Here is a 21287-nt window from a genome sequence, read left to right as displayed (position 1 = left end):
CTGAAACCCGCACCGCAAGGAGACGTATCCCCGTGAACAACCCTGTCGAGCAGTACCAGGGGAATCTTCAGTACGCCGTCGACATCGTGCTCTGTATCGACGCCACCGGCAGCATGTTTCCCGTCCTGGACACCGTGAAGGCGAGCGCGCTCCAGTTCCACGAGCGGCTTGACGGCGTGATGGGCAAGAAGGGCAAGGCCATCAGCCAGTTGCGGCTGAAGGTGATCGTCTTCCGTGACTTCGGTGACGACCCGTCGAACGCCATCGAGCAGACCGGCTTCCTCCATCTGCCGTCCCAGGCACGGGATTTCGAGCAGTTCCTCAGCGGCATCGACGCGACCGGCGGCGGCGACATCCCCGAGTCCGGCCTCGAAGCGCTGGCACTGGCGATCAATTCCCCGTGGGAGACCGGACTCGACCGCAGGCGCCATGTGATCGTGATGTTCACGGACGCCCCCGCCCATCCGCTCGGTACGGCCGGTGCGAACGCCCAGTCGTATCCGGCGGGCATCCCGCGCAGCATCGACGACCTCTTCGAGCAGTGGGGCTACGCCCGCAGCCAGACGTCGGTCATGGAGCAGTCGGCCAAGCGGCTCGTCCTGTTCGCGCCGGACGAGGCGCCCTGGTCCGACCCGATCGCCGAGGAGTGGGACCTGACGCTCCACTTCGCCTCCAAGGCGGGCCAGGGCCTTGAGGAGTTCGAGATGGACGAGATCATCGAGACGATCGCGAACAGCCTGTGAGGCTGGCCCTGCCGGGGTTCGTGCTGACGTGCGGCGGCCCCGAGGGGCAGTTGGAGTTCGCCTGGGCCGGGGCCGGGGTGTTCGACGTACGGGTGGCGTGCTGCGTCGCCGCCACTTTGCACGCCGGGGGCCCGGACGGCGGCTGCCAGCTGGTGTTCCGTTTCCGGATGGGACCGGAGCACGGGTCGGCGCCGGTGGTGATACGCGTGGACGTGGCCCCCGAGTGGAGCAGGAGCGCCGAGGAGTTCATGAGGGCGGTGTGGGAGAAGTGCGCGATTCCCGACCGGCCCGAGGCCGACAGCCCGGCCGTCGACTTCGAGCGCACTCCGCACGGGGCGGGGTGGCTCCGCAGCCCCGCCGCTCCCGCGTCCGAGGAGCTGTTCCAGCTGGTCATGGCCCATGTGAACGCAGACGACATCTAGCGGACGACATCCAGTCGTCATCCCATCGACGACGGCATCCGACGGAGAGGCAGGACGAGGGTGGCGGCTTCGGCCAACTGGCAGTGCAGGGACTGCGACAACGTGAACGGACCCGGCGACCGGTCCTGCGACGGCTGCGGCACCGCACGCCCGGCCCCCGCGCCCCGCTCCCCCGCCAAGCGCCCGGCTCCGGCGCGCCCGGCCGGGGACTGGAAGTGCTCCAAGTGCGATACGAACAACGTCACTTCGGATCTGTCCTGCATCGGGTGCGGCACCGGCTGGAAGGCGGCCACGAAGAAGCCGGCGCCCCGTAGGGCCCCCGGTGCGGGCGGCGCGGCCACCGGCGCCAAGGCTGCGGGCCCGGGAACACCGGCGCCCAAGCGGCCCACGCCGAAGCGGAGCGCCCCTTCGGCGCCCCGCACACCCCGCGCCTCGGCGCCGCCGCCACCGACCGCGCCCACACCGCCGCGTGCCCGACCCGAGGGAGTCTTCTACCCGCCGCCCGGCACCGGTGGGTACACCCCCACCGCGCCCGGGCCGTCCGTCCCCCACCCGCCGCCCGCCGCGGCGCCGCCTCCGTATGTCGCCCCGCGCGCCTCGTACGCGCCGTCCAAGAAGCGGTCCAACGGATGTGTGGGCTGTCTCTCCGCGATCGGGCTCGTCTTCGTCCTCGGCGTCTTCGCCGACGGCTGCAAGAGCCTCTTCCAGGACGGCGCCACGGCGAAGCCGTCCGCGAGCGCGAGCGGCAGCCCCTGCCCCTCGCGCGTCGCCGACGCGCTGCCCAGCGGCGAGGGAGCCGGCCTCGTCGAGGCGTTCCGTACGCAGAACAAGCAGATCACCCTGTGCCGTACGACGGCGGGGGATCTGTACTACTACGGCGAGTTCAGTGACCACCGTGAGCCGGGCATCGCCATGGCGGCCAAGAAGACCGACAGCGGGTACGAAGCGACGAACTCTCCGTACCGCTACGTCATCCACGACGGGGTCGTGACCATCTACGAGTCCGGCAGCAGGATCGGCCAGGAGAAGGTGACTCCCGAGCCGTCGCCGTCCTGAAGCCTGCCCGTGCTCAGCCGAGTCCGGCCCGTGCTCAGCTCAAGCCTGCCCGTGCTCAGCCCTCGGTCCCCGTCAGCTTCAGCGAGATGCTGTTGATGCAGTAGCGCTGGTCCGTCGGGGTCGCGTATCCCTCGCCCTCGAAGACGTGGCCCAGGTGCGAGCCGCAGCGGGCGCAGCGGACCTCGGTGCGGAGCATGCCGTGCGAGCGGTCCTCGATGAGTTCGACCGCGTCGCTGTCCTTCGGGTCGAAGAAGCTCGGCCAGCCGCAGTGCGACTCGAACTTCTCGCGGGAGGTGAAGAGTTCGGCCCCGCAGGCGCGGCAGGAGTAGACGCCCTCGGTCCTGGTGTCGGTGTACTCGCCGACGAAGGCGGGCTCCGTGCCGGCCTGGCGCAGCACCTGGTACTCGGCGGGCGTCAGCTCCGCGCGCCACTGCTCGTCCGGCTTCTCGACGTCGTACGCCATGGGATGCTCCTCGCTCGGATCAGTTCGACAGGCGGGCCAGGATGGCCGGGCCGAGGTCCGTCACGTCGCCCGCGCCCATGGTGAGAACGAGATCGCCGGGGGCCGCCATTCCCGCGACGACGTCCGGGACGGTCTCCATGTCGTGGACGGCGGTGACGGTGGCGCCCGCCGCCTTGGCCGCGTCGATGATGAGCTCGCTGGTGACGCCGGGGACCGGGTCCTCACGGGCCGGGTAGATGTCGAGGACGACGGAGAGGTCGGCGAGCGCCAGGGCCTGGCCCATCTCCTTGCCGAGCTCCTGGGTGCGGGAGTAGAGGTGGGGCTGGAAGACCACAAGGAGTCGGGAGTCGGCGGCCGCGCCCCGCATCGCCTCCAGGTCGGCGCTCATCTCGGTGGGGTGGTGCGCGTAGGAGTCGATGACCTGGACGCCCTTGGCCTCGCCCTTGAGCTGGAGGCGGCGCTTGACGCCGGTGTACTTGCCGAGCGCGGAGGCCAGGTTGTGCGCCGGGATACCGAGGGCGACGCCGGCGGCGAGCGCGGCGACCGCGTTGAGGGCGTAGTGGCGGCCGGGGACGGAGACCGTGAAGGTCAGGAACTTACCGTTCAGGAGCACGGTTACCTCAGAGGTGAGGCCGCGCGGGGTGATCTTGTGGACCCGTACGTCCGCGCTCTCGGACTCCCCGTAGGTGACGACGGTGAGCCCGGACTGGTCGCGCACGCGCCGCGTCAGCTCGACCGCGCCCCGCTGGTCGGCGGAGACCACCAGGGTCCCGCCGGGGTTGACCTTGCCGACGAAGGTCTCGAAGGACTCGTAGATCTCGTCCATCGAGGCGTAGTTGGCGTGATGGTCGAGTTCGACGTTGAGGACGATGGCGACCTCGGGGTCGTACTTCTGGAAGCTGCGGTCGCTCTCGTCGGCCTCGGCCACGAAGATGTCGCCCTCGCCGTGCCGGGCGTTGGTGCCGGGGCCCTCGAGGTCGCCGCCGATCGCGTACGAGGGGTCCAGGCCCAGCTCGGTCAGGGCGACGGCGAGCATCGAGGTGGTGGTGGTCTTGCCGTGGGTGCCGGCGACGGCGATCGCGCGCAGGCCGCCCATGAGCGAGGCCAGCGCGTCCGAGCGGTGCACGACGGGCACGGAGAGCTCGGCGGCGCGGGCCAGCTCGGGGTTGTCGGCGCGGATCGCGCTGGAGACGACGACGCAGGTGGCGTCGGCGGCGAGGTGGCCGGCGGCGTGGCCGATGTGCACGGTGGCGCCGAGCGCGCGCAGCGCCTCGGCGGTGGCGGACTCCTTCGCGTCGCTGCCCGCGACCCGGGCCCCGCGCTGGGCCAGGATCTTCGCGATGCCCGACATGCCGGCACCGCCGATGCCGATGAAGTGCGGCCGTTCCATGGCGGTGGGAATGGCGGATGCCATGCGGTTCTCTCCCGGGGTGCGACGTACAGAAGGAGCCCCCAGCCTAGTTCCCCCGAAGGCTCCTTCCCGTACCCGGCTCCGTGCGGGGCCGGGTACGGGAATCCGTGCGGGGCCGGGTACGGGAAGGAGCGGGGTCTACTCGCTGTGCGCGAACAGCTTGAGCACGGGTACGCCCACCTTGTGGCGGGCCCGCGAGGCCCAGTCTCGGTGGAAGAACTCCTCCACGTAGTGCGGGGCGGTCAGGACGATGACCTCGTCGGCGCGCGCGTCGTCGACCACCGTCTTGAGGTGGTCGAGGGGGTGGTTCTCGATCACCTGTCCGACGGCTTCGCTGCCCGCGTCGCGCAGCGACTTCAGCGAGTGCTGGAGCGCGAGCTCGGCGGGGCCGTGCGCGGCGGAGCCCTCCGGCTCCTCGTTCTCATGGACGGCTTCGTCCAGTTCGCCGAGCGCCACGTCGTCGATCGCGCGAAGGAGCCGGTCCTGATCGCCCCTGGGCTGCATGAGCACGACGAAGGACACCGGCTCGTCGCCGTGCAGAGTGGTGACGAATTCCACGTCGACGGAGGTCAGGGGCTTCTCGATCATCAATACGCTCGTGAACACCACAGGCGCCCTTCTGTTCTCTCCATGGCCGCCGCCACCACGACGTGGCGGGTCCGGCCCCTGCGGAAACCATCCTTCCCCGTGCCCGCACGGGGTCTGCGTGAGGTTAGTGTGCCCAGCGAGAGCTAACCGGAACGATAAATTCCGGTGATCGTCAATTCCGACGGTAACGCGTGAAGAGGAACCCGGCGTCCTCCAGGACCGAGGTGGGCGTGAACCGCTGCGGTACGCCCACGGCGGGGCCGCCCGCGATGCGCTGCGCGTCGCCGGCCGTGAGCATCGGGGACACCGTCAGGCACAGCTCGTCCAGGACGCCCGCCGCCACGAACTGGCCAAGGAGGCGGGGCCCGCCCTCGGTGAGGAGGCGCAGGTGGCCCCGGTCGGCCAGGGCTCCGACCGCCCGGCCCGGCTCGACGCCCGGCCCGTCGCCCGCGACCAGCACCTCCGCGCCGGCCCGCTCCGCCTCGCGTACCCGGTCGGGGTCGGCGGCCGCGCCGGTCAGGATCAGGGTCGGCACGAGCGGCGAGGTGAACAGCGGCAGGGAGAAGTCGAGGTCGAGACTGGCCGTGACGACGGCGATCGCGGGCGCGGGCCCCTGCCCGGCCGCCTTGCGGCGCTCGGCGAACTCCGCCCGCGCCTTCGCCGGCCGGTACCCCTCGAGGCGTACCGTTTCCGCACCCACCACGACGACGTCGGCGAGCGCCCGCAGGGTGCCGAAGATACGCATGTCCGTGTCGGAGGAGAGCGGGTGCGAGCGGCCGTCGTGCTGGCCGGCCCCGTCGAGCGAGGACACCATGTTGGCCCGCAGCCAGGGGCCGTCGGTGTCGGGGTACGCGTACACCTCGGCCAGTTCGTCGAGCGACCACCGCCCGCTCTCGCCGGGCTCCGCGCCCTCGGCGTGCGGTGTCTGGTCGGTCACAGGGAACAGTTGTCGCATGCCGTGCAGTCTGACACGACCCTTACAGTGGGGAACTGTGTCGACCAGCCCCATAACCCAAGCGGCCCCGGTGTCGCTCTGCGCCCGCGCGCCGCACGTTCCCGCCGACCGTCTGGTCGCCGAGATGGTGCCGCCGCCGCGGTTCGATTCGGTCCGTTTCGAGACGTATGTACCGGACCCGAACCAGCCGAGCCAGACCGAGGCGGTCACCGTCCTGTCCTCCTTCGCGGCGGGGCTCGGCGGGGCGCACGCCTCCGGCGCCAAGCGCCGGTGGTTCGCGAAGAAGCCGGCCGCCGCGACCGGACCGCGGGGGGTGTACCTGGACGGCGGGTACGGCGTCGGCAAGACGCACCTGCTCGCCTCGCTCTGGCACGCCACCCCGGCCGAGCCCGCGCTCAAGGCGTTCGGCACCTTCGTGGAGCTGACGAATCTGGTCGGCGCGCTCGGCTTCCAGCAGACGGTGCGCACGCTCAGCGGGCACCGGCTGCTGTGCATCGACGAGTTCGAGCTCGACGACCCCGGCGACACCGTGCTCGTCTCCTCGCTGCTGAGCAAGCTCGTCGAGCAGGGGGTCGCGCTTGCCGCCACCTCCAACACGCTGCCCGGCAAGCTCGGTGAGGGCCGGTTCGCGGCCGCCGACTTCCTGCGCGAGATCCAGGGCCTGTCCGCGCACTTCCGGCCGCTGCGGATCGACGGCGAGGACTACCGCCACCGGGGCCTGCCGGAGGCTCCCGCCCCGTTCTCCACCGAGCAGGTCACCAAGGCCGCGTACGCCACCGAGGGCGCCGCACTCGACGACTTCCCGCAGCTGCTCGACCACCTCTCGCGCGTCCACCCCAGCCGGTACGGGGCGCTGACCGACGGGGTGCGCGCGGTGTGCCTGACCGATGTGCGTCCGGTGCCCGACCAGTCGACCGCGCTGCGGCTCGTGGTGCTGGCCGACCGGCTCTACGACCGCGAGGTGCCGGTGCTCGCCTCCGGTGTCCCCTTCGACCAGCTGTTCAGTGACGAGATGCTGAACGGCGGATACCGCAAGAAGTACTTCCGGGCGATCTCCCGCCTGACCGCGCTCGCCCGCGACGCGAAGGGCCTTGTGGGGCAGTAGCTTTGGGGCCGAGGGGGCCCATGCCGCATCCGTCCACCGCCCCCTCGGCCACAGAAGGGAAACATCATGGCGACCACGCGTACGGCGCACACGGTCTGGGAGGGCGAGCTCCTCTCGGGCTCGGGCACCGTCACCTTCGACTCATCGGGCATCGCGTCGCAGGCGGTCTCCTGGCCGTCCCGCGCCGAGCAGGCCAATGGCAGGACCAGCCCCGAGGAGCTGATCGCGGGCGCCCACTCCAGCTGCTTCTCGATGGCTCTCTCGCACGGTCTGACCGGCGCGGGCACCCCGCCCACCCGGCTCGAGACGAAGGCCGACGTGAGCTTCCAGCCCGGCGAGGGCATCACCGGCATCCACCTCACCGTCCGCGGCGAGGTTCCCGGCCTCGACGAGGACGGCTTCCGGGCGGCCGCCGAGGACGCCAAGAAGAACTGCCCGGTGAGCCAGGCTCTCGCGGGAACCACGATCACGCTGAGCGCCGAGCTCGTCTGAGCCGCCCCGGCGTGACCGGGCCGCGTTCCCTCCCGTGCCGCACGAGGGGGGAACGCGCCGCCCGGATCAGGAGGCCTGGCTCGTGCCCGCAAGGCCCGAGATGTCGAGCGACTGGGCGGCCGAGGGGGTCGCGGCCGGCACCGGCTTGTCGAAGCCGTCGAACCGCAGGGTGGCCTCCGGGTTCTTGGCGCCCCGCTCGGCGATGCTGATCCGCACCGGGTAGGGCTTGCCGGTCGCGGCCACGTCGAGCGTGACGGTGCGGCCCTGCTGGGTACCGGTTATGGGGATGACTTCGGCGCCGTCCACCTTGGCCGGCTTCCCCTTGGTCAGTCCCGTGGCCGGCTGCTGGGTGGCGCCGCTGATGGACTGCCGGAAGGTGTCGAGGTCGCACACGTCGGTGGTGTCGCGCAGGACCGGGTCGTCGGTGGTGCCCTTGAGGTAGCGGTTGCCGACGAGTGAGGCCAGGGCGGCGCCGCGGCCGGGCACCTGGCTCTTCCAGAACGCCGCGTCCGGTTTCAGCCAGACGTCATGGCCCCGCTTCACGATCCGGACCGAGCCGCGCGGGCCGAGGTCCACCGAACCCCGGCAGTTGCCCGCCCGGTCCAGGGTGAGATCGAACGAGGTCGGAGCGTTCGAGGTGGTCGGGGCGCCGCCCTGGGACCCGCCGAACGCGCCCGTGGCCCGCATGTGCAGCGAGGTGGCGCCGAGCAGGGCGTCGCGCGAGCGCTGGGAAATCTGCTGGGCGGTGAGCGAGCCGGTGTCGTCGGCGCGCGCGGTGGCCGCGCCGGCGAGGGTGGCCACGACGGCGGCCGCGCAGACCGTCGCGCACGCCGCTGTACGGGATCCGGACACATCGCCTCCCTGGGGGCGTGAACGCGCCTCGCCCGCGCGTGGGGGTGTTCGGGCGCGCGTTCCGTTATGGAACGAGCCTAGTCCGCGCGGGTGGATCGAGCGCGTCGTCGCGCGGCTGCGGGGGCCTGGGCAGGGCTCAGGGACCGGCGCGCGGCTGGGGGCCGACGCGCCCGGCCGGGACCCGGCGCGGGGACTGCCCGCCGCCCCCCAGCGGGGGGGGGCGAGCCCGAGACCGTACCTGTGCGGCATTGGCCGGAATCTCCGGCATGGCGCGGACGACGTCAACAAATAGCGCTATACGACCGGATACGTTCCGAATGTGACTATTCCTGTGCGAAAGCTGCTCGCGGTTGCCCTGCTCGGCGCGTCGCTCGCGGGGTGCGGGACCGACCCCGCCTCGGTCCCGTCCAGGAGCGCGAACACGGCGCCCTCCGGCGCGGCCGCGCCGGCGGCGGGCGTCCCGACCATGGCCCCCGACCCCGGCGGCCTCACCCCGGTCTTCGAACGGCGCCCCGAGGGTCCGGGGGGCGAGAAGGTCGTCGCGCTCACCTTCGACGCCGACATGACCGCCGACCAGGGCCCGCGCGCGGCGGCGGGCGAGCACTTCGACAACCCCGCGCTCATCGCCGACCTGCGGCGCCTGAAGGTGCCGGCCACGGTGTTCATGACCGGGCGCTGGGCCCAGGAGTACCCGGCCGAGGCGCGTGCGATCGGGGCGGACCCGAACTTCGAGGTCGGCAACCACTCCTACAGCCACTACGCGTTCAAGTCCGACTGCTACGGGCTGCCCGTGGTCGACAAGGGCCGGATGCGCGAGGACGTGGAGAAGGCGACGGCCCAGTTCAAGAAGGCCGGGGTCCGCAACACCGTGCCGTACTTCCGCTTTCCCGGCGGCTGCTACAACGACGAGGTGCTGCGCACCCTGGCCCCGCTGCGGATGACCGCCGTCCAGTGGGACGTGGTGAGCGGGGACGCCTTCGCCAAGGACGCCGACGCGGTGGCCGACCAGGTTCTGTCGGGGGTCAAGCCCGGGTCGCTCGTGGTCATGCACTGCACGCGCAGCGCGGCCCCGGTCACCGACACGGCGCTCCAGCGCATCGTGCCCGAACTGCGCAAGCGCGGCTACCGCTTCGTGAAGGTCTCCGACCTGATCCGGGGCGCCGCCCACCGCTGAGGCGCGCGCCGCCGCCCGGATCGCTCAGCGGCGCCGCGAGCTGAGCGCGCACACCCCGGCCGCCACCACCCCGGCGAGCACGAGCGCTGCGGCGAACGGCAGCAGCGCCGGGTGCACTGCGCCGGTCCTCGCGCCGGTGACCAGGCCCGACACCGCGTACTTGGCGGGCGACGGCGTGAGGACCAGGGCGAGCAGCGCGGCCGGCGCGGTGACCGCGAGCGACCAGCCCCGCGCGCGCACCACCGGCCGGCTGCCGAGCGCGCCGACCGCGGCGCCGGTCAGCACACAGACCGCGGCCGCGAGCAGCCCCGCCACGAGCGCGGAACCCAGCGGCACCGCCGTCGCGTGATCCCCTGTGGCGAAATCGCAGACGGCGGCGACGTACGCCGTGCCCGCCAGGCCGAGCAGCGCGGCCGATGCCGTCGCGGAGAGCAGCGAGGCGAGGTGGACGCGGCCGGGGCCGGCGGCAGCGGCGGCCAAGGCCCGGGCGGCCTCGGGTTCCTGGGTGACACAGACGCGGACGAGCCACGCCGCCACCGGGAGCAGTCCGGCGTCGGCGTACCCCATCGAGTCGAGGACCGGCTCGCCGGCCCGGACGCCGACACCGAGGAAGGCCGCGTACAGGAGGGCCGGGGCGAGCCAGCGCTGGGAGCGCATGAGCAGCGCGCTCTGGTAGCGGACGAGCGGGACCAGCGGGTTCACGTGCGGCGCACTCCTTGGATGTGCCAGGGCGGACGCGCGGCGAGCAGGGCGCGCAGTACGTCGTCGGAGCGGTCGGCCGGCACGCGCAGGGTGCTCGCACCGTCGCCCGAGCCCAACTCCTCAGCCGCGTACGGGAGTTGTGGCAGCGGCCCGGTTCCGACGATGTCGATCAGGACGGAAGCCGCCGGAGCGCGGGGACCGGTACGGGCCACGGGGAGGGGGCGCAGGCTGGTGCCTTCGAGCGCGTACCGCGCGTCCTCGCGGTCCGCGAGCCGCCTCGGGTCGTGGTCGACGAGGACGACCGTCGCACCCGCCGCCACGCGCTCGCGCACCGCGTGCTCCAGCTCGGCGCGGGCGGCGGTGTCCAGGCCGGTCCACGCCTCGTCCAGGACGAGGAGGGCGGGCTCGGCGAGCAGCGCCTGGGCCACGGCGACCTTCTGGCTCGTGCCCTTGGACAGCTGCGCCAGCGGGGTCGTGGCGTACGGTGCGGCGCCGAACCGTTCGAGCCAGCGGCCGGCCCGTTCCTTCGCCGTGCGGCGGTCGAGGCCGTGGACGCGGCCCAGGTGCGCGAGGTAGCCGGCGGCCGTGAAGGGCAGGGCGCCGGGGAAGCGTTCGGGGACGTAGGCGGTGCGCGGGCGTCCGGTGACGCGACCCTCGGTGGGTGCGTCGATGCCCGCGACGAGCCTCAACAGGGTTGATTTTCCCGTGCCGTTGGCTCCTTCGATCCGGACCAGGGCGCCCTCGGGCAGATCGAGGTCCACGCCGCGCAGGACCCAGGGGCCGCCGAGAGAGTAGCGGCGGCCCACGTCCCGCAGCGCGCGTGTGGTGTTCAGTGCTGCTGCGCCTTCTGCGGTGTCGCCTCGCTCGGCCGGACGATGACGTAGCCCTCGCCCTGGAGCATCAGCTGGACGGCCTCGCCGGAACCGCCGCGCAGCATCGAGCCGATGGACTGCGAGCGGTGCAGGGAGGTCTGGAGGTTCGCGGTCCAGCCGACCACCGCGTCGGTGTCGACGTAGACCGGCATCTGCGGCGAGACCGGGATGACCAGCGGGTTGCCCTCGCACATCAGGCCGAGGCGGCCCTGGCCGGTGAAGACGCTGTTGAAGAGGCCTCCGCCGGCGATGCCCGAGCCCTTGACCGTCTTGATCTCGTAGCCGAGCGAGGAGTCGAAGCACAGTACGTTGCGGCCGTTGATCGTCAGCGCGTCACCCGGCTCGATGTCGACGATGAAGCAGTTCTGCGCCTCGTGCGCGAACCAGGCCTCGCCCTGGCCGCTGACCGCCATCAGAGGCAGGCCCTCGCCGGTCACGGCCCGCTTGAGCATGCCGCCTATGCCCTGGCCGCGCCGCTCGAACTGCAAGTTGCCCCGGTAGGCGATCATCGCGCCCTGGCGCGCCAGCATCTCGCCATTGACGGCGTACTTGATCGATTTGGCGTTCTCCAGGGTCATACCGGCGGCGCTGGCGGGCTGCGCCATGTTCTCCATGGCAAAAAGGTCGCTCTTCATGGGCGCATCCTGTCCCGGAACTATTCATTCCGCCAAGAATCACCGGTTCGGCGGCTGGCAGACTGGTGGCGTGAGCACCCAGAACACCCAGAACACGCCTTCCGAGGGCCCCTTTCAGGACCTTTCCCCGCGCGACGAGGCGCCGCAGTTCGTGCTGCCGATCGTCGTCCGCATCGAGAAGGCCGAGCCTCCGGCGCGCACCGACGCGTTGGAGACGGCGGCCCGCGCGGTGCTCATGATGCTCGCGGACGAGCGGTCGCTGGGCGAGGGGCCCGACGAGGGCGAGTGGGCACGGGTCATGCGGGACTGGCAGGACGCGCGGATCCGCAAGGTGGTGCGCCGGGCCCGCGGCGCCGAGTGGCGCAAGGCCTCGGCGCTGCCGGGGATCGCGGTGACGGGCAAGGCGGCGGAGGTACGCGTCTTCCCGCCGGTGCCGTTGGACGGCTGGCCCAAGGAGCTGGTCAAACTCCAGGTGTCGGGTACGGACCTGGACGACCCGGCCCCGCCGGAGGTACCCGGTCCGCTCACGCCGGTGCTCTGGCTCAACCCCGAACTCGGCATGTCCGCGGGCAAGGCGATGGCGCAGGCGGGGCACGGGGCGCAGCTGGCGTGGTGGGAGCTCAGCGAGGGCGACCGCGCGGCCTGGCGTGACGCCGGGTTCGCCCTCGCGGTGCGCGTCGCCGATGCGGAGGCGTGGTCCGCGCTGGTCGGCAGCGGGTTGCCGGTGGTCCGGGACGCGGGCTTCACGGAGATCGCGCCGGGTTCCTGCACGGTGGTATCGGACCACCCAGCCCTACGCACCCGCCTTCCCCGGCCCTGACCCCGCCTGCGTTGATCGCCCGGTAGGGGCCGGTGCTTCTCGGCGCGGGCCGGGCGTGGTCGCTCGCGCCCCTGATCGCCCGGTACGGGCCGGTGACTTCATCGCCCGGTACGGGCCCGGTGACTTCTCCGTGCGGGCCGTGCGTGGTTGCTCGCGCAGTTCCCCGCGCCCCTGGCAGGGCTGGTGCTGGCCCGCATGGGCATACCCAGCCCGTCATGGGGGTCCCCCCTGGCCCTCAAGGCCTTGGGGGAGATTGAGGACGAGGCCGTTCAGGCCGAACGGGGTCTGGGGCGGAGCCCCAGGGACTCCGGCTGCGGACCGTGGTCGCTCCTCGCGCAGTTCCCCGCGCCCCTGACAGGGCTCGCGCTGGCCCGCATGGGCAACCCCAGCCTGTCCGGCGTTTGAGGACGAGGCCGTTCAGGCCGAACGGGGTCTGGGGCGGAGCCCCAGGGACTCCGGCTGCGGACCGTGGTCGCTCCTCGCGCAGTTCCCCGCGCCCCTGACAGGGCTCGCGCTGGCCCGCATGGGCAACCCCAGCCTGTCCGGCGCTTGAGGACGAGGCCGTTCAGGCCGAACGGGGTCTGGGGCGGAGCCCCAGGGAGCTCGGCTGCGGGCCGTGGTCGCTTCTCGCGCAGTTCCCCGCGCCCCTGGCGGGGTCCGTGCTGGCCCGCATGCGTTCGCCCGGCATCCGCATGATCGCGAGGCCGAGCGTGGCGGCCGGACTGGCTGCGGCGAGCCCTGCGCCGGTGCCGACGAACAGTCCGGAGCCCGCCACGCCGCCGAGGGCGAGCATCGCCAAGTGGCGGGGGCGGAGCGCTGCTTGGGCGGCGTGGGCGGGCGGTGGCGTCACGGATTTCCCTTGTGCGAGCGGTGGGTCGGCGGGTGCTCGGTTGACCAGGGTGGCGCGATCTGTGTTAGAAAACCTATCAGCGTTTACAAAGCACGCCGGCGTTTAGGCGGCAGCGAGATTCGCATCACCGTGCGAAGGGGGAGTCAATGCCTGCACTGTCCATCAGCCGTGCCCGCGGCACGACCGGAGGCCGCGCATCCGGGGAACCGCGGGGCGCCCGCCCCGGCGAGCCGATCCCTGCCTTCGACCCGGCCGACAACCCGCGGGCCGAGGAGATCGACCGGCACGACACCGCGTCGGCCGCCGCCGACCGGGGCGCCGGGTCCTGTGACCAGGGCGATGCCGGGTCGCCCAGGGTCCCGCGGCCCGGTCCGGCCCGCAGCACGAACGGAGTGTGAGTCGTGCCCTTCGCCATCTACGTCCTGGGCCTGGGCATCTTCACGATGGTCACCAGCGAGTTCCTGGTAGCCGGCCTCATGCCCCAGCTCTCCGACGAGCTGAGCGCCGGCATCCCGCAGATCGGCTACCTGGTCTCCGTCTACGCCGCCGCCATGGCCCTGGGCGGACCCCTGTTGACCGCCTTCCTGCTGAGGCTGCGTCAGAAGACCGCCCTGGTCTTCCTGTACGTCGTCTTCCTCGCCGGCCAGGCGCTGGGCGCCCTTGCCACCGGCTACTCCCTGATGGTCGCCGCCCGGCTGGTCACCGGAGCCGCCTCCGGCGCGTTCTTCGGCGTCGCGCTCGCCGTGTGCGTCCGCATCACCGGGCCCGAGGTGCGCGGCCGGGCCACCTCCATCGTGCTCGGCGGCCTGATGGTCGGCACCGTGCTCGGCCTGCCGCTGTCGCAGCTGGCCGGGGAGCACTACGGCTGGCGGTTCGCGTTCTGGGCGGTAGCGGTCCTGGCCGCACTGTCCCTCGCCGTCACCTGCGGCGCGGTTCCGGCCCTGCCGAAGGAGGAGCCCGACGGCGCGGGAGGTTCCGTGCGGGCCGAGCTGGGCGCGTTCCGCAACGCCCGGCTGTGGGCGGCGTTCGCCACCAGCATGCTGATCATCGGCGCCACTTTCGCCGCCTTCTCGTACTTCGTGCCAATCCTTACCGACGTCACCGGCTTCGCCGCGGACACCGTCCCGCTGCTGCTGGTGCTCTACGGCGCTGCCACCGTCGTCGGCAATGCCGTGGTGGGACGGCTCGCCGACCGTCACACCATGGTGGTGCTCGGCACCGGTCTGGCGCTGAACACCGTGTTCCTGACACTGTTCGCGCTCGGCGCGGGCAATACGGCGACGGCGTCGGCCGCGATGACGGGCATCGGGCTGGTCGGCGTAACCATGAACCCGGCGATGGTGACGCGCGTGATGCGCACCGCCAACGACCGCCCGCTGGTCAACACCGTCCACACCTCCTTCATTACCCTCGGCGTGGTCGTCGGTTCCTGGGTCGGTGGCATCGGCATCGCGCGCTGGGGCTTGCGCGCACCGCTGTGGACGGGTGCGGCCATGGCCGTCCTCGGGCTGCTGACGCTGCTGCCCGAAGTCCTGCGCCGCACCACCCCGTCCGCGCGCAGGACCGAGTCGCCCTGGTGACCGGCGCCAGCCGCGGCAACGGCGCGGGCATCGCGCGGCGGCACGGCGCCGAGGGGACCCGGGTGGCGCACGTGCACTCGAGGCGTCGCCGCCGCCGCCGAAGTGGTCGCCGCGATCGAGCGGGCGGCACGGCGTCCGCGATCCGGGTCGACGCCGCCCGGGGCACGAGGGTCCGGCCGCCGCCGTGGGGGGCGCCGTCGCGCACTTCGCCCGTCTCGACATCCTGGGAACAACGCCGGGTACATGGACCTCAGCGGGGCCGAACCGACCGACGTCACCCCCGAGGTGGCCGACCGCATGCGTGTGCCCGCGCTGTTTCGGCAGCGGCCCGGCCCCGGCGCCCGCGTCGGGGCCGCGTGTCAGCGTCCGCGAGCGTCGTGGCGTGGGAAGCCCGGTCGTGATGGCGTCAGATGGTGTGCGTCAAACGCAGAGCGCTTTCGATACCGACCGGCCATTGTGAGGACTTGGAGCCGAGTATGGCCACGGCCACAATTCGCAGGAATTACTCGCCAAGACCCAACATTTCTATGATCGCTTCCACTTCACGGCGATACACCTGGGACGGATCGACGATCTGCTGGCCGAGATGGCCGAACACCTCCAGCATCACCGGCCCGTACATCCGCCCCCAGATTCGCAGGGTCAGGCCGAGGGCCTGCGGTGGCAGGTGCGGGAACTGCTCGCGGGCCGGAGCGACCAGGGATTCCTGGAAGTCGGACCACTCGGCCTTGTCCTCGCGGATCGCCGCCGGTGCGCGGTCCCAGGCGCCGGCGACCACGTCCAGCAGCGCCATACAGCATCGTCGCGCCGCCTCCGTGACGTCCTCCGGCGGGCTGAAGCCGGGCAGGCCGTCGCCGTAGATCAACCGGAACGCCGCCGGGTTCGCGACGGACCAGGTGCGGAACGTGTCGCATACCGCGCGCACCCGGGCGGCCGCCTCCTCGGGTGGGAGGGCGGCCAGAGCGGCCTCGTGGGAGTCGGCGAGCTCGTTGTAGGCGTCCGCCGCGAGCGTGGAAATCAGCTGGTCGCGGGTGTCGAAGTAGCCGTACAGCGCCGCTGCCGTCATGCCCAGTTCGCGGGCGATCCCTCGCAGCGTGATGCCTGCTGGGCCCGACTCCGCCAGCGCCTTCAACGCCGCCTCCTTGATCTCCGCGATCGTCTGTTGGCGGAGCCGCGCGCGGCGGGTGGGCTTCGGTTCCATGCGGGTGTCCTCCTGGTAGGGGGCAGAACTGTACGGCGCTTGGTTCGCAGCGTATCCCCGGTAAGGTAAACGCCGTTAATTAACTGATTGCCGATCGGCCCTGGCCTTTTCCGTGCCCGCGTTATTCCTCCCGCTTTCGCCCGGCTCTTGCCTTTCCGACTGCGGACCGTGCGGGGCCGAGCGCGCAGTTCCCCGCGCCCCTGGCCACGTCACACCGGCCCGCATGGGCACGCCCAGCCCGTCATGGGGGTCCCTGGCCCTCAAGGCCTGTCCGGCGATTGAGGACGAGCGCCCTTCAGGCGCGAACGGGGTCTGGGGCGGAGCCCCGGGAGCCTCGGCTGCGGACCCCGGTCGCTCCTCGCGCAGTTCCCCGCGCCCCTGGCAGGGCTCGTGCCGGCCCGCATGGGCATACCCAGCCCGTCATGGGGGTCCCCCTGGCCCTCAAGGCCTTGGGGGAGATTGAGGACGAGCGCCCTTCAGGCGCGAACGGGGTCTGGGGCGGAGCCCCGGGAGCCTCGGCTGCGGACCCCGGTCGCTCCGCGCGCAGTTCCCCGCGCCCCTGGCGGGGCTCGTGCCGGGCCCGCACTGGCAACCTCGGCCCTCCGGGTGAACGCCGTGGGCTTCGCGTGCGTATGTCGGGGGGACCCAGTCGGCCACCCCGGGAGGCACCTTGTCGCGTGCAATCACCCGCCCCCGTCGCTTCGCCCTGCGCCGCTTCAACGGCACAGGCCTCCTCATCGCGGTACTCGTCGCCACGATCGCCGCGCTCGCCTTCCCCGTCTGGTCCTACGCCGACCGCTCCGGAACCCCGCAGGCCGACCTCAACTCCGCCTCCACGCCCACCGCCTGGGGCCCGCTGTCCGCGATGGACCGGGACTTCTTGAACAAGGTGCGCCTGGCCGGGCTGTGGGAGGGCCCGGCCGGGCAGCAGGCGCAGCAGCGCGCGCCGAGCGCCGCGATCAAGGCGGCCGGCGACCACCTGGTCATGGGCCACGCCGCCCTCGACCAGCACGCCCGAGACGTCGCGTCCAAGCTCGGCATCGTGCTGCCGACCCAGCCCACCGCCCAGCAGCAGGGCTGGCTGCGGGAGCTGACGGCGGCCTCGGGGCGTGACTACGAGGTCAAGTTCGCCAACCTGATCCGGGCCTCGCACGGCAAGGTGTTCGCTCTGGTCGCCCTCGTCCGGGCCAACACCCGCAACTCGCTCATCCGCGACCTCGCCACCGACGCCAACAACACCGTGCTCGACCACATGACGATGCTGGAGGCGACGGGCCTGGTGGACTTCGACGCGCTGGCCACCTCCCCCTGAGCCGGGCCGGCGCCAACCTCAAATCGAGCTCTGAACGTGCCCGCCCAGGGTTCACCGCCCCGCCCCTGGGCCATGACCTGTCCATGAAGCACTTGGGCATCGGCATCGGCTGGCGGCCCGACATCGCCGAGGCGGTGGAGGGCCTGGCCGGCATCGAGTGGGTCGAGGCGGTCGCGGAGAACATCTGCCCCGGTCACCTTCCCGACTCGCTGGTACGGCTGCGCGAGCGCGGCGTCACCGTCGTGCCGCACGGGGTCTCCCTCGGCCTCGGCGGCGCCGACCGGCCCGACCCGCGGCGCCTGGCCGAGCTCGCGGCCCAAGCCGACGCGCTCGGCGCCCCGCTCGTCACCGAGCACATCGCGTTCGTACGGGCGGGCGGTGAACTGACCGCGTCGCCGCGCCTGGAGGCGGGCCACCTCCTTCCGGTTCCGCGCACGCGGGACGCCCTGCGCGTGCTGTGCGAGAACGTCCGCATCGCGCAGGACTCGCTGCCCGTGCCGCTGGCCCTGGAGAACATAGCCGCGCTCATCGGCTGGCCCGACGAGGAGTTGACGGAGGGTCAGTTCCTGGCCGAGCTCGTCGAACGTACGGGGGTCGGCCTCCTCATCGACGTGGCCAACCTCCACACCAACCACGTCAACCGGGGCGAGGACCCGGTGAAGACCCTGGACGCGCTGCCCCTGGAGGCGATCGCGTACGTGCATGTCGCGGGCGGCGTCGAGCGGGACGGGGTGTGGCACGACACGCACGCCCACCCCGTGACCCGGCCGGTCCTGGACGTCCTGGCCGAACTCGCCGCGCGTGTCGCGCCGCCCGGCGTACTCCTGGAGCGGGACGAGGCGTTCCCGCCCGCCGAGGAGCTGGCAGGCGAACTCGGCGCGATCCGGGCCACGTTGAGGGCAGCGGTGTCCGCAGCCCCGGCCCCGGCCCCGGCCCCGGGCGAGCCGGCCCGATGGAGCCCTCCCCCGACCCACCAAAACACCCCGGCTCACCCGGACACCCCGGGCCGCCCCCACTCCCCAGGCACCCCGGACCCGTCACAGACAGACCGTGCGCGCGAGCGCGTCGCCCTCGCCGAAACCGCCCTGCTCTCCTCGCTCACCGCCGGCACCCCCGCGCCCGCCGGGTTCGACGGACGGCGCCTACGGGTGCAGGCCCGCGCGCTCGTGGCCAAGCGCGCCGACGTGGCGGCCAAGGTGGCGCCCGAGCTCGCGGAACTCATCGGTGACGGCTACCGGGAAGCGTTCTGCTCGTACGCCGCCTCCCGTCCGATGCGGGGCGGGTACCGCCAGGACGCCCTGGACTTCACCCGGTTCCTGCTGGACACGGCGCCGCCCGCCGATCCGGGCTCGCGCCGGGCACTGGAGCGCTGGTACAAGGACCGGGCCGGGCCGCGCCCGCCGGGCCGTACGGCGCGCCTCCTGCGCACCTTGACCCGCGCCGCCTGAAAGCGCCGAGCCGAGCCGGGGTGGGCGCGGGCGCCAACTCCCGTACCCACTCCCCGTAACGAAGCGATAACCGGACGTCCAGATTGTGGACAGCCTGTGGCGGCGGGACGGCGACTTCGCATAGAACTCGGCCATGTTCTGGGTTCTCTTCCTTCTGCCGGCGATCGTCGCGGCCGGGTTGTCCTGTGGCCGGCTCTGCCTCGCCGCCGCGGCCGCCGCGCGCCCGCAGCCGCGCCCGGAGCAGGACCAGGACCTGTCCTGCTACGAGGCGGCGTTCCTGGCGGGCGGTCCCTACCGGGTCGCCGATCTCACCCTCGTCTCCATGCACCGCGCCCGCAGACTGCTGCTCGCGCACACCGGCTGGGCCACCGTCGTCGACCCCGAGGGCCGCGACGACCTGGAGCGTTCCGTGCTGACCGCGATCGGGCCCGGCGGCCAGGAACGGATCGCGGCCATCCGGTCGGGCACGGCGGCGGCCGACGCGGTGCGCGCGCTCGCCGACCGGCTGGCCGGCGCGGGCCTCGCCGTACCCGACGCCGTGCGGTCGGGGGTCAGCTCCTCGGTGCGGGCGGTGCGCGGCGCGGCGCTGCTCATCGCGGCGATGGCCCTGGCCGCGCTGCTCACGCCGGGCGAAGGGGACACCGGGCGGGCCGAGATCGCCGCGTGGTTCGCACTCCCCCTCGTCCTCACGCTGGGCTGTCTGGCCATCGCCCGCCTGGAGGTCCGCCCCTACACCCGCTGGGCATCGCCCGACGGCCAGCGGCTCCTCGGCGGTCTCGACCCGGCGGGTGATCCCCTCACCGCGCTTGCCGTGCGCGGCCTGAGGGCGGTGGACGATCCCCAGCTGCGCAGCGCCTTGTCGAGCGGCCGCTTCACGCATCGGAGTCAATGACCGCGTCCGGCGCGGCCCGGCTGCTTTACTTCCACTCGTCCGCAGTATCCCCTTTTGATCTGTATGTACTTCCGTAGTACGGCAGCACGAAAGGGATGTACCGGCGATGAGAGCTGTAGCGCTGTACGGAACCCTGGGTTCCCTCGTCCTTTCCGCCCTCGTCGCCGCCCCCGCGGGCAGCGCCGACCCGGCGACCGCCGAGGCGCGGGGCGTCGAGGCGGCCGCTCAGCGCGCGGCCGCCGCCCCGGTCTCCTTCGGCCGCTGCCCCGAGGCGGAGTCGCTGCCCCCGAGCGTCCAGTGCGCCACAGTCGACGTCCCGCTCGACTACGCGCGTCCGACGGGCCCTCAGATCGCCCTGACCGTCAGCAGGTCCAAAGCCACCGGCAAGCCCGCCGAGCGCCAGGGCGCGCTCGTCTACAACCCGGGCGGACCCGGCGCATCCAGCATGTTCTTCCCCATGGTGGCGGCCATGCCCGAGTGGAAGCGGCTCGCCGGGGCCTACGACCTCGTCGGCTACTCCCCGCGCGGCGTGGCCCGTTCGGCGCCCCTGTCCTGCCAGGACCCGGCCGAGTTCGCCAAGGCCCCCACCCAGTCGCCCCCCGACCCCTCCGCGTCGTTCAAGAGGGAACGGATCGCGCAGGCCAAGGCGTACGCCGAGGGCTGTGCGCGCAACGCCAAGGACGCGCTGCGCTTCTACACCAGCATCAACAACGCCCGTGACCTGGACGTGCTGCGGGCCGCGCTCGGCGAGCGGAAACTGACGTTCATGGGCGCCTCGTACGGCACCTACTTCGGGGCGGTGTACGCGACGCTCTTCCCCTCCCACATCCGCCGGATGGTCTTCGACTCGGCCGTCGATCCCGACCCGGACCAGATCTGGTACCGCAGCAACCTCGAACAGTCGCTGGCTTTCGAGCGGCGCTGGGAGGACTTCCGCATCTGGGTCGCCAAACACGACGACGTCTACCACCTGGGCAGGAGCGCCGACGACGTCCTGGAGAGCTACGAGAAGGTGCGGGACCGGGTGACCCGGGAACCGGCCGGCGGCACGGTGGGGCCCGCCCAGTTGCAGGCCTCGTTCCTCAAGGCCGGTTACTACGACGACTACTGGGCGAGCCGGGCCACCGCCCTGTCGCAGTACCTCAAGGGCAATCCGAAGCCGCTGGTCCAACAGGCCTCGCCACGGCCTCAGTCGGCGCGCGAGGACGAGAACGGCAACGCCGTCTACACGGCCGTGGAGTGCAACGACGCGGCGTGGCCGAGGGACTTCGCGACCTGGGACCGCGACAACACCGCGCTCGCGAGGGTCGCGCCGTTCGAGACGTGGGACAACGTGTGGATGAACCTGCCGTGCGCCTACTGGCCAATCCCCCAGCAGCGGCCGGTGGACGTGCGGGCCGCGAAGGGGGCGCTGCCGCCGACGCTGATCCTGGCGGCCGAGCGGGACGCGGCGACACCGTATCCGGGGGCCCTGGAGCTCCAGCGGCGTCTGCCCGGCTCGGTGCTCATCACGGAGAAGAAGGCCGGCACGCACGGTCTGGCGGGTGGCGCGAACGCCTGCGTGAACGGCTATCTGGAGGACTACTTGCTGAACGGTCGGACGCCGGTGCGGCGCGCTGCGTGCGCGCCGCACCCGGAGCCGAACCCGGTGTCGCTGGACGAGCGGGCGGCCGGCAGGCCGCGGCATGTGCCGTACGCTCTCTGATCTTCCGGG

General features: G+C 72.5%; 22 protein-coding genes and 1 pseudogene. 13 read left to right on the top strand and 10 right to left on the bottom strand.

The window, feature by feature from the left end; genetic code table 11:
- Positions 1 to 32 precede the first annotated feature (32 nt).
- The 3 genes from ABR738_RS31155 (at position 33) to ABR738_RS31145 (ending at position 2221) form a co-directional block, all read left to right on the top strand.
- The gene (locus tag ABR738_RS31155) at positions 33 to 743 is read left to right on the top strand and encodes a vWA domain-containing protein (protein WP_350233271.1); all 711 of its coding nucleotides are present in this window, start codon (positions 33 to 35) and stop codon (positions 741 to 743) included.
- The gene (locus ABR738_RS31150) at positions 740 to 1165 is read left to right on the top strand and encodes a hypothetical protein (RefSeq protein WP_350233270.1); all 426 of its coding nucleotides are present in this window, start codon (positions 740 to 742) and stop codon (positions 1163 to 1165) included. Before ABR738_RS31155 ends, ABR738_RS31150 begins: the two co-directional genes overlap by 4 nt.
- Before the next feature lie 102 nt (positions 1166 to 1267).
- Positions 1268 to 2221 carry a zinc finger Ran-binding domain-containing protein gene (locus tag ABR738_RS31145; RefSeq protein ID WP_350233269.1) on the top strand — a complete coding sequence of 318 codons (954 nt, stop codon included), beginning with the start codon at positions 1268 to 1270 and terminating at the stop codon, positions 2219 to 2221.
- Positions 2222 to 2276: 55 nt separating this feature from the next.
- Here ABR738_RS31145 and msrB read toward each other — a convergent pair whose 3' ends face one another.
- From msrB to ABR738_RS31125, 4 genes are all read right to left on the bottom strand, one after another.
- On the bottom strand, positions 2277 to 2684 hold the full coding sequence (gene msrB, locus ABR738_RS31140) for a peptide-methionine (R)-S-oxide reductase MsrB (RefSeq protein WP_350233268.1): 408 nt from the start codon (positions 2682 to 2684) through the stop codon (positions 2277 to 2279).
- 19 nt (positions 2685 to 2703) lie between these two features.
- A complete protein-coding gene (gene murC / locus ABR738_RS31135; RefSeq protein WP_350233267.1) occupies positions 2704 to 4098 on the bottom strand; it encodes a UDP-N-acetylmuramate--L-alanine ligase in 1395 nt (464 codons plus the stop codon).
- Positions 4099 to 4233: 135 nt separating this feature from the next.
- Positions 4234 to 4701, bottom strand: coding sequence for an indole-3-glycerol phosphate synthase (locus ABR738_RS31130; protein ID WP_350234816.1), 468 nt, complete (start codon positions 4699 to 4701; stop codon positions 4234 to 4236).
- A gap of 154 nt (positions 4702 to 4855) precedes the next feature.
- Positions 4856 to 5638, bottom strand: coding sequence for a pyrimidine reductase family protein (locus tag ABR738_RS31125; RefSeq protein ID WP_350233266.1), 783 nt, complete (start codon positions 5636 to 5638; stop codon positions 4856 to 4858).
- Between ABR738_RS31125 and zapE the strand changes: the two genes are divergently transcribed.
- Both zapE and ABR738_RS31115 read left to right on the top strand, forming a co-directional pair.
- Positions 5637 to 6743: a cell division protein ZapE gene (zapE, locus tag ABR738_RS31120; RefSeq protein WP_350233265.1), complete on the top strand. Its 1107-nt coding sequence runs from the start codon at positions 5637 to 5639 to the stop codon at positions 6741 to 6743. The genes ABR738_RS31125 and zapE overlap by 2 nt on opposite strands.
- A 66-nt stretch (positions 6744 to 6809) precedes the next feature.
- On the top strand, positions 6810 to 7235 hold the full coding sequence (locus tag ABR738_RS31115) for an OsmC family protein (protein WP_350233264.1): 426 nt from the start codon (positions 6810 to 6812) through the stop codon (positions 7233 to 7235).
- Positions 7236 to 7301: 66 nt separating this feature from the next.
- Here the strand turns inward: ABR738_RS31115 and ABR738_RS31110 are convergent, their stop codons facing one another.
- Complete coding sequence (locus tag ABR738_RS31110) at positions 7302 to 8087, bottom strand: hypothetical protein (RefSeq protein ID WP_350233263.1); 786 nt, start codon at positions 8085 to 8087, stop codon at positions 7302 to 7304.
- A 319-nt stretch (positions 8088 to 8406) separates the two neighbouring features.
- Here ABR738_RS31110 and ABR738_RS31105 point away from each other — a divergent pair, with 319 nt between their 5' ends.
- Entirely contained in the window at positions 8407 to 9261 is an 855-nt protein-coding gene (locus ABR738_RS31105) for a polysaccharide deacetylase family protein (protein ID WP_350233262.1), read from the top strand.
- 24 nt (positions 9262 to 9285) lie between these two features.
- On the opposite strand, the gene ABR738_RS31100 is transcribed toward ABR738_RS31105, so the two are convergent.
- From ABR738_RS31100 to ABR738_RS31090, 3 genes are read right to left on the bottom strand one after another with little or no spacing between them, the layout of a single operon-like run.
- A complete protein-coding gene (locus tag ABR738_RS31100) occupies positions 9286 to 9954 on the bottom strand; it encodes an ABC transporter (RefSeq protein ID WP_350234815.1) in 669 nt (222 codons plus the stop codon).
- A gap of 5 nt (positions 9955 to 9959) precedes the next feature.
- Positions 9960 to 10796 (bottom strand): ATP-binding cassette domain-containing protein, encoded by an 837-nt coding sequence (locus tag ABR738_RS31095; RefSeq protein ID WP_502964256.1) that lies wholly within the window; start codon positions 10794 to 10796, stop codon positions 9960 to 9962.
- Positions 10793 to 11470, bottom strand: coding sequence for an AIM24 family protein (locus ABR738_RS31090; RefSeq protein WP_350233260.1), 678 nt, complete (start codon positions 11468 to 11470; stop codon positions 10793 to 10795). The genes ABR738_RS31095 and ABR738_RS31090 overlap by 4 nt, the downstream gene beginning before the upstream one ends.
- Before the next feature lie 70 nt (positions 11471 to 11540).
- Here ABR738_RS31090 and ABR738_RS31085 point away from each other — a divergent pair, with 70 nt between their 5' ends.
- A complete protein-coding gene (locus ABR738_RS31085) occupies positions 11541 to 12290 on the top strand; it encodes an aminoacyl-tRNA hydrolase (RefSeq protein ID WP_350233259.1) in 750 nt (249 codons plus the stop codon).
- Positions 12291 to 12855: 565 nt separating this feature from the next.
- On the opposite strand, the gene ABR738_RS31080 is transcribed toward ABR738_RS31085, so the two are convergent.
- Positions 12856 to 13140 (bottom strand): hypothetical protein, encoded by a 285-nt coding sequence (locus tag ABR738_RS31080; protein ID WP_350233258.1) that lies wholly within the window; start codon positions 13138 to 13140, stop codon positions 12856 to 12858.
- 146 nt (positions 13141 to 13286) lie between these two features.
- Between ABR738_RS31080 and ABR738_RS31075 the strand changes: the two genes are divergently transcribed.
- Positions 13287 to 13538 (top strand): hypothetical protein, encoded by a 252-nt coding sequence (locus ABR738_RS31075; protein WP_350233257.1) that lies wholly within the window; start codon positions 13287 to 13289, stop codon positions 13536 to 13538.
- 3 nt (positions 13539 to 13541) lie between these two features.
- Positions 13542 to 14720, top strand: coding sequence for an MFS transporter (locus ABR738_RS31070; RefSeq protein ID WP_350233256.1), 1179 nt, complete (start codon positions 13542 to 13544; stop codon positions 14718 to 14720).
- 502 nt (positions 14721 to 15222) lie between these two features.
- Here the strand turns inward: ABR738_RS31070 and ABR738_RS31065 are convergent.
- The gene (locus tag ABR738_RS31065; RefSeq protein WP_350233255.1) at positions 15223 to 15921 is read right to left on the bottom strand and encodes a TetR/AcrR family transcriptional regulator; all 699 of its coding nucleotides are present in this window, start codon (positions 15919 to 15921) and stop codon (positions 15223 to 15225) included.
- 706 nt (positions 15922 to 16627) lie between these two features.
- On the opposite strand from ABR738_RS31065, the pseudogene ABR738_RS31060 reads away from it, so the two are divergent.
- The 4 genes and pseudogenes from ABR738_RS31060 to ABR738_RS31045 all read left to right on the top strand — a co-directional run.
- Positions 16628 to 17221, top strand: a pseudogene (locus ABR738_RS31060) (DUF4142 domain-containing protein); the annotation flags it as partial.
- 95 nt (positions 17222 to 17316) lie between these two features.
- On the top strand, positions 17317 to 18681 hold the full coding sequence (locus ABR738_RS31055) for an MbnB/TglH/ChrH family RiPP precursor modification enzyme (RefSeq protein WP_350233254.1): 1365 nt from the start codon (positions 17317 to 17319) through the stop codon (positions 18679 to 18681).
- Between the two features lie 133 nt (positions 18682 to 18814).
- Entirely contained in the window at positions 18815 to 19573 is a 759-nt protein-coding gene (locus tag ABR738_RS31050; protein WP_350233253.1) for a TIGR04222 domain-containing membrane protein, read from the top strand.
- A 106-nt stretch (positions 19574 to 19679) separates the two neighbouring features.
- Entirely contained in the window at positions 19680 to 21278 is a 1599-nt protein-coding gene (locus ABR738_RS31045) for an alpha/beta hydrolase (RefSeq protein ID WP_350233252.1), read from the top strand.
- Positions 21279 to 21287 lie beyond the last annotated feature (9 nt).

The organism is Streptomyces sp. Edi4 (assembly GCF_040253615.1).
Lineage (GTDB): Bacteria > Actinomycetota > Actinomycetes > Streptomycetales > Streptomycetaceae > Streptomyces.
The sequence above is the reverse complement of the archived record's forward strand: the minus strand, read 5'-3'. Positions and strand labels throughout refer to the sequence as shown.

Excerpts from the sequence above, each read along its gene's own strand:
- ABR738_RS31125 (WP_350233266.1), bottom strand. The coding sequence starts at position 5,638 with ATGCGACAACTGTTCCCTGTGACCGACCAGACACCGCACGCCGAGGGC.
- zapE (WP_350233265.1), top strand. The coding sequence starts at position 5,637 with ATGCCGTGCAGTCTGACACGACCCTTACAGTGGGGAACTGTGTCGACC.
- ABR738_RS31045 (WP_350233252.1), top strand. The coding sequence starts at position 19,680 with ATGAGAGCTGTAGCGCTGTACGGAACCCTGGGTTCCCTCGTCCTTTCC.
- msrB (WP_350233268.1), bottom strand. The coding sequence starts at position 2,684 with ATGGCGTACGACGTCGAGAAGCCGGACGAGCAGTGGCGCGCGGAGCTG.
- ABR738_RS31090 (WP_350233260.1), bottom strand. The coding sequence starts at position 11,470 with ATGAAGAGCGACCTTTTTGCCATGGAGAACATGGCGCAGCCCGCCAGC.
- ABR738_RS31115 (WP_350233264.1), top strand. The coding sequence starts at position 6,810 with ATGGCGACCACGCGTACGGCGCACACGGTCTGGGAGGGCGAGCTCCTC.
- ABR738_RS31075 (WP_350233257.1), top strand. The coding sequence starts at position 13,287 with ATGCCTGCACTGTCCATCAGCCGTGCCCGCGGCACGACCGGAGGCCGC.
- ABR738_RS31050 (WP_350233253.1), top strand. The coding sequence starts at position 18,815 with ATGTTCTGGGTTCTCTTCCTTCTGCCGGCGATCGTCGCGGCCGGGTTG.
- ABR738_RS31055 (WP_350233254.1), top strand. The coding sequence starts at position 17,317 with ATGAAGCACTTGGGCATCGGCATCGGCTGGCGGCCCGACATCGCCGAG.
- ABR738_RS31065 (WP_350233255.1), bottom strand. The coding sequence starts at position 15,921 with ATGGAACCGAAGCCCACCCGCCGCGCGCGGCTCCGCCAACAGACGATC.
- murC (WP_350233267.1), bottom strand. The coding sequence starts at position 4,098 with ATGGCATCCGCCATTCCCACCGCCATGGAACGGCCGCACTTCATCGGC.